The sequence below is a fragment of the Rugamonas sp. genome (assembly GCF_025354735.1).
Classification (GTDB): Bacteria; Pseudomonadota; Gammaproteobacteria; order Burkholderiales; family Burkholderiaceae_D; genus Rugamonas.
Window position 1 is genome coordinate 1 of the sequence record NZ_JANXMI010000333.1, and the last position, 5,811, is coordinate 5,811.

Below are 5,811 nucleotides of genomic sequence, written 5' to 3' on the forward strand. Positions count from 1 at the left end.
CGGCGCCGGGCGGCGGGCCGAAATCGTACAGGGTGGCGAGCGGCGCGTGGCTGGCGCAGCCGCCCAGCAGGGCGGCGGCCAGGGCCAGCGCGGTCAGCTTGCGGCGGGGGGGAGTGTGCATGGTGTTCCTCATTGGGTCGGGGCGACAAAGCCGGCTTCGCCGGGGCCGGGCGGCGCGTCCGGGGCGCCGAACAGGATGCTCTGCGGGCGCTCGTTGAGGCCCTCCATGGTGCGCTTCAGCACCCGCATCGAGGAGCGCGCCTCGTCGCTCAGGTCGATCACGTGCGGCAGCGCCTCCAGCTCGATGCCGGCGCCGATCGCCTCGACCGACAGGCCGACCCGCTCGACGGTGCCGCCGATCTTGTCGAGCGCGCCGCCGGGCGCCTGCAGGCGCTGGCCCAGCGCGTCGAAATTCTGCGCCACGCGGCTGACGTCGGCGCTGGCGCCGGCCACCGCCACCAGGCTGCGCCGCGCCTGCTCGCTCAGCTGCGGCAGCGTCGCCAGGGTGGGCGCCAGCTGCTGCGGGACGGAGGCGTAGGCCTTGGCGGCGGCGCTGACGTCCTGGAAGGCGCCCAGCATCACTTTCTGGTTCTCCGGGCTGAGCAGCTGGTTCATTTTCGTCGTCAGCGTCTCGGCTTGGTCGAGGATCTTCTTGCCGCGCTTTTCCAGCTGGTCGAGCAGGCCGGGGCGCAGCTCGATGCGGGCCGGATTGGCGGCGCTGGTGGCCAGCAGCTTCGAGCCGCTCTGCTCGTCGTCGAGCTGCACGTAGGCGATGCCGGTCACGCCTTGGTAGCCCAGCGTGGCGTAGGTGCTGACGGTGACCGGGGTGTCCTTGTCGACGCTGATGTGGACCAGGATGCGGCCGGCCACGCCGGGGTCGAAATCGATGGCGTCGACCTTGCCCACCTCCAGGCCGCGGTAGCGCACGGCCGCCTGCGGATTCAGGCCGGGCACCGACAGCGTCGTCGCCAGCAGATAGGGCACGCGCTCGATGCGGTCGCGGTTGAACCAGACGCCGAACAGCAGCGCCGCGATCAGCAGCAGAATGGTGAAGAAGCCTGTCATCAATGCGTGCGATCTGTTTTCCATTACACCTCCGGGTTCTGTTTTGCGCGGCGCTCGTCGAGCACCGCCAGCGCGCGTTGTCCGCGGTCGCCGAGGAAAAATTGTTTGATGAAGGGGTGCTCGACGCGGATCACCTCGCGCGTCGGGCCGACCGCGATGACGTGCTTTTCGGCCAGCACGGCGATGCGCGTGGAGAGCGCGAACAGGGTGTCCAGGTCGTGCGTCACCATCACCACCGTCAGGCCCAGTTCGCGGTGCAGCGACTGGATCAGCGCGACGAAGGTTTCCGACAGGTCCGGGTCGAGGCCGGCCGTCGGTTCGTCGAGGAAGAGCAGTTTCGGCTCCAGCGCCAGGGCGCGCGCCAGCGCGACCCGCTTGATCATGCCGCCGGACAGGTCGGAGGGCATCTTGGCGGCGTGCTCGGGGCCCAGGCCGACCATGTTCATCTTCAACAATACGGCGTCGCGTATCAAGTCCTCGGGTAGGACGCGCAACTCGCGCATCGGCTGGGCGACGTTGTCGAACACCGTCAGCGCCGAATACAGGGCGCCCTGCTGGAACAGCATGCCCCAGTGGTTGCGCAACTGCTGCAGGTGGGCCGAATCGCCCTCGCTGATGTCCTCGCCGAAGACGCGCACGCAGCCGCGCGCCGGCCGCTCCAGTCCCAGCATCTGGCGCAGCAGCACCGTCTTGCCGGTGCCGGAGCCGCCGACGATGGACATGATCTCGCCGCGCACGATGGACAGGTTCAGGTTCTGGTGCACCACGGTGCGGCCGAACTTGCTCCACAGATTGCTGATCTCGACCACCGGCGCGTCGCCGTGCAGGTCGAAGGCGGCCGGCGCGGCGCAGCTGTTGTCGGCGTCGGCCATCAGTAACCCACGCCGTTGAAGACGATGGCGAAGACGGCGTCGGCCAGGATCACCACCGTGATGGCGGCGACCACGGCGGTGGTGGTGCCGCGTCCCAGGCTTTCCGTGTTGGCCTTGATGCGCAGGCCGAAGTGGCAGGACACCAGCGCGATCAGGGTGCCGAACACGGCGCCCTTGCCCAGGCCGATCAGGTAGTTCGCCAGCGGCACCGCGTCGGGCAGCTTCTGGATGAAGTAGCGCGAGGACAGATTGAGTTCGATTTTCGCCGCCACCATGCCGCCGATGAGGGCGGCGGTGTCGGTCCAGATGACCAGCAGCGGCATCGAGATCGCCAGCGCGAGCACCTTCGGCATGATCAGGCGGAAGCCGTGCGAGATGCCCATCACCAGCATCGCGTCGAGCTCCTCGGTGACGCGCATGACGCCCAGTTGCGCGGTGATCGAGGAGCCGGAGCGGCCGGCCACCAGGATGGCCGCCAGCAGCGGCCCCAGTTCGCGGATGACGCTCATGCCGAGCAGGTTGACCAGGTAGATGTCGCCGCCGAAGGCGCGCAACTGCTGCGCCGACAGGTAGGACAGCACGACGCCGATCAGGAAGCCGACCAGGGCGGTGATGCCGAGCGCCTGGAAGCCGGCGTGGAAGATGTTGGCGGAGATTTCGCGCCACGGCCCGCGCATGGGGCGGCGGGCGAAGCGCGCCAGGTCCTGCGCGACTTGTCCGACCAGGGCGACGAAGCCCGCCAGGTGCTCGAAGAAGGAGAGCATCTTGAAGCCCAGCAGCATCACCGAGGTCAGGCGCTGGGTGCGCTGGCGCGGCATCTCCAGATCGCCGGCCTGCTCGATGCGCTTGAAGAATTCCTCCTGGGCCGGCGCCAGTTGCAGGCGCGCGGGACGGCGCTTGCCCCAGGCGTTCCAGAACAACTGGGCGCCGATGTGGTCGATGCTGTCGATGCGCGTCAGATCCCAGGCCAGTTCGGCGTCCGCCCGCAGCGGCGCCAGTTGCGCGCCGATGGTGCGCATCGCGTGTCCCTGCGCCAGCGCGTGGACTTGCCAGGTGCCGCTGGCGGTCGCGGTGGAGCCCGATTTTGCGTCGGGGCTCAGGCTCAGGGTGGGCTCTTGTGAAAGTGGCATGGGCTCAGTTTAAGGGAGAATGGCCGGCTCCGCCACCGCTGTTCCGGGGCGTCACCCGATCAGGCCGCGAGATGGCGCGCCTGGCGCTGCGGCAGCGGCGCCTCCGCGCCGGCCGTCTTGCCCTTCGGCGCGGCCGCATCGTTGCGCCCGGCGTAGTCGCTCGCCAGCAGCAGGTTCGCCTCGAGCACGCTCATGCCGCGCGTCTGCAGCCATTGCGAGACCAGGCCGGCCAGGCGGTCGAGGGCGATGCGGTGGGTGGCGTCGGTCTTCGCGTACAGCCAGTCGGAGAAGTCCATGAAATTCTCGAACGGCGCCTCGCCCATCAGGCAGATCACCGTGTTGGCGAAGCGCCCCGAGTTGGCCACCAGGTCCCAGTAGCGGGCGAAGCGCACCAGGCGCTGCATGGTCATGAAGTCGATGTGCTTGTTGGCCAGGATGGTGTAGGGCGGGTGCGGGTCGAACACCAGGCCGTAGGTTTCGGTGTGGCGGATGATGGGCGTGCCGCGCAGGCGCTTGAGGATGCCGAACTGGATCTCGTGCGGTTTCAGCGCGACGAGTTTGTTGAAGCCGAGGGCGAAGCTGGCCACGTCCTCGCCCGGCAGGCCGGCGATCAGGTCGACGTGCAGGTGGGCGTGCGACTGTTCGCACAACCAGCGGATGTTCTCGGCCGCCTTCTGGTTGTCCTGCTTGCGGCTGACCAGCGCCTGCACCTCGGGGTTGAAGCTCTGGATGCCGATTTCGAACTGCAGCGCGCCGGGCGGGAATTTGCTGATGCCCTCCTTCAGCGCGTCCGGCAGGTGGTCGGGCACCAGCTCGAAGTGGGCGTAGACCGGATCGTCCGGATTGGCCGCCAGCTTATCGAGGAAGAACTGCATGATCTTCAGGCTGGTCTTGATGTTCAGGTTGAAGGTGCGGTCGACGAATTTGAACAGGCGGGCGCCGCGCGCGTGCAGCGCCTCCATTTCGGCGAGGAAGGGCTCGAGGCCGAAGGGCCAGGCGGTCTTGTCCAGCGCCGACAGGCAGAATTCGCACTTGAACGGGCAGCCGCGCGAGGCCTCCACGTACAGCAGGCGGTGCGCCAAGTCGGCGTCGGTGTATTCGGCGTAAGGCAGCTTGATCTGGTCCAGCGGCGGCTGCTCACCCGCTATGATTTTCATGAGCGGCTGGGGTCCATGCAACAGCGCGCGGCACAGTTTGCGAAAGCTCACATCGCCCCAGCCGGTGATCACATGGTCAGCCAGTTGCACGATGTCTTGCTGCTCCACCTCATGGCTCACCTCGGGCCCGCCCAGCACGATCTTGATGCCCGGCCGCAGCGCCCTGAGCAGGCGCACCAGCGCGCAGGTTTGCGTCACGTTCCAGATGTAGACGCCGAAGCCAATCACCTGCACCGCACCCAACTCAGCCTCACCCAGCGCCGCCAGCAGTTCGTCCACCATCTCCTGCCGCTTGCGGGCGATGGTGAACTCACGCAGAACAGTCTGCGCCTTCAAATCCCCCATGTTGGCCAGCAGGTAGCGCAACCCCAGCGAAGCGTGGATGTATTTGGCGTTGAGGGTGCAGAGGATGATGGCTGGCGCGGCCCGCCGTTGCCCAAAATTTGCTGCCGGCGGGTCTTCACAGACAAGCTTGGGCGATGAGGGACGGGTAACCATTTGATATCAATGATATCGTTCTGTTTTGTATGTATAAAAGCTGCCACGCAAGGAACGCCATGCACAGCATTGCCATCCGTCAAATTGACACCTCGCTTAAAAACCGCCTGCGCTTTGAGGCGGCGCGCCAAGGCTCCTCCATGGAAGAGCAGGCCCGCCGGATATTGCGCTGCGCTTTGGGCACAGTGCCTGCGGTCAATGCACTTGCGACCCAGCACACGCGTCTGGCAAACCGCATTCACGCAAGGTTTGCAGCCGCAGGTGGGGTAGATTTGCCTGCCGTGCCACGCAGCATCGCCAGGCCACCGGCCAAGTTCGAACCACTCAAGTTCGGGCAGGCCGATCGCCATGGCAATCCTGTATGTGCTTGACACCAATGTGGTGTCCGAATTGATGCGGGAGCGGCCCGAACCCGCCGTCTTACAGGCACTCACGGCCCTTGATGACAGCGCCTGGCACATTGCCACCATGACCGAGGAGCAATTGCGGCACGGCGTCGCCTTGCTGAACACAGGACGCAAAAAAACTCGGCTTCATACCGCGCTGCTGGCTTTGCTGGCGCAGGACTTTGCGGGCCGGATACTGCCTTTTGGCAGCGCCGCCACGGCCTACTACGCCGACATCATGGCAACCCGCAGCAAGGCAGGCCGCCCGATGCAAGTGCAAGACGCGATGATTGCCGCAAGTTGCCTGGCTCATGTCGCCACCCTGGTCACCCGCAACACACGCGATTTTGAAGGCGTGGGGGTTGAGATGGTCAATCCTTGGGGCTGTCGGGCCAGCGGAACTTTGCGCTGCGCTTATGCTCCGACAGATTCAAAATGAAACTGCCCACCGCCCTGCCTCGCTGGCTGTTTGCCACTCTGTTTGCTACTTTGTTAGTAGCTAACTATGCACTATTTACGAGGGCTACAGCCCAAATTAATCCCCAAAACAGCGTAAATGGGCCAACCAGCACCGCAATTACCCCGCAGGTGCGCGCAGAACTCATGGCGCACGCACCCCAAGGCGTGGACGCGGGAACTGGAGGCCCGCCGGGCACTGCCACCGCGACAGGCTCTGTCGCCGCCAAAACCATATGGGTGGGCC

General features: G+C 66.1%; 7 protein-coding genes. 3 read left to right on the forward strand and 4 right to left on the reverse strand.

All coding sequences use genetic code 11. The annotated features are described in order from the left end of the window. Window positions 1-129: 129 nt before the first annotated feature. From Q0S71_RS27305 to Q0S71_RS27320, 4 genes are read right to left on the reverse strand one after another with little or no spacing between them, the layout of a single operon-like run. The gene (locus tag Q0S71_RS27305) at window positions 130-1,089 is read right to left on the reverse strand and encodes an MlaD family protein (RefSeq protein ID WP_296002956.1); all 960 of its coding nucleotides are present in this window, start codon (window positions 1,087-1,089) and stop codon (window positions 130-132) included. Continuing rightward, the gene (locus Q0S71_RS27310; protein ID WP_296002959.1) at window positions 1,089-1,937 is read right to left on the reverse strand and encodes an ABC transporter ATP-binding protein; all 849 of its coding nucleotides are present in this window, start codon (window positions 1,935-1,937) and stop codon (window positions 1,089-1,091) included. Before Q0S71_RS27310 ends, Q0S71_RS27305 begins: the two co-directional genes overlap by 1 nt. Continuing rightward, a complete protein-coding gene (locus tag Q0S71_RS27315) occupies window positions 1,937-3,067 on the reverse strand; it encodes an ABC transporter permease (RefSeq protein ID WP_296002962.1) in 1,131 nt (376 codons plus the stop codon). The genes Q0S71_RS27310 and Q0S71_RS27315 overlap by 1 nt, the downstream gene beginning before the upstream one ends. A 59-nt stretch (window positions 3,068-3,126) precedes the next feature. Beyond that, window positions 3,127-4,722 carry a DUF4080 domain-containing protein gene (locus tag Q0S71_RS27320; RefSeq protein ID WP_296002965.1) on the reverse strand — a complete coding sequence of 532 codons (1,596 nt, stop codon included), beginning with the start codon at window positions 4,720-4,722 and terminating at the stop codon, window positions 3,127-3,129. A gap of 59 nt (window positions 4,723-4,781) precedes the next feature. Between Q0S71_RS27320 and Q0S71_RS27325 the strand changes: the two genes are divergently transcribed. The 3 genes from Q0S71_RS27325 to Q0S71_RS27335 form a co-directional block, all read left to right on the forward strand. Next, entirely contained in the window at window positions 4,782-5,093 is a 312-nt protein-coding gene (locus Q0S71_RS27325) for a plasmid stability protein (protein ID WP_296002968.1), read from the forward strand. Continuing rightward, entirely contained in the window at window positions 5,071-5,547 is a 477-nt protein-coding gene (locus Q0S71_RS27330; RefSeq protein ID WP_296002971.1) for a type II toxin-antitoxin system VapC family toxin, read from the forward strand. The genes Q0S71_RS27325 and Q0S71_RS27330 overlap by 23 nt, the downstream gene beginning before the upstream one ends. Next, window positions 5,544-5,811 (forward strand): hypothetical protein (locus Q0S71_RS27335; protein WP_296002976.1); only part of this gene is annotated, 268 nt, incomplete at its 3' end. The genes Q0S71_RS27330 and Q0S71_RS27335, both read left to right, overlap by 4 nt.

Excerpts from the sequence above, each read along its gene's own strand:
- Q0S71_RS27310 (WP_296002959.1), bottom strand. The coding sequence starts at position 1,937 with ATGGCCGACGCCGACAACAGCTGCGCCGCGCCGGCCGCCTTCGACCTG.
- Q0S71_RS27315 (WP_296002962.1), bottom strand. The coding sequence starts at position 3,067 with ATGCCACTTTCACAAGAGCCCACCCTGAGCCTGAGCCCCGACGCAAAA.
- Q0S71_RS27325 (WP_296002968.1), top strand. The coding sequence starts at position 4,782 with ATGCACAGCATTGCCATCCGTCAAATTGACACCTCGCTTAAAAACCGC.
- Q0S71_RS27305 (WP_296002956.1), bottom strand. The coding sequence starts at position 1,089 with ATGGAAAACAGATCGCACGCATTGATGACAGGCTTCTTCACCATTCTG.
- Q0S71_RS27320 (WP_296002965.1), bottom strand. The coding sequence starts at position 4,722 with ATGGTTACCCGTCCCTCATCGCCCAAGCTTGTCTGTGAAGACCCGCCG.
- Q0S71_RS27330 (WP_296002971.1), top strand. The coding sequence starts at position 5,071 with ATGGCAATCCTGTATGTGCTTGACACCAATGTGGTGTCCGAATTGATG.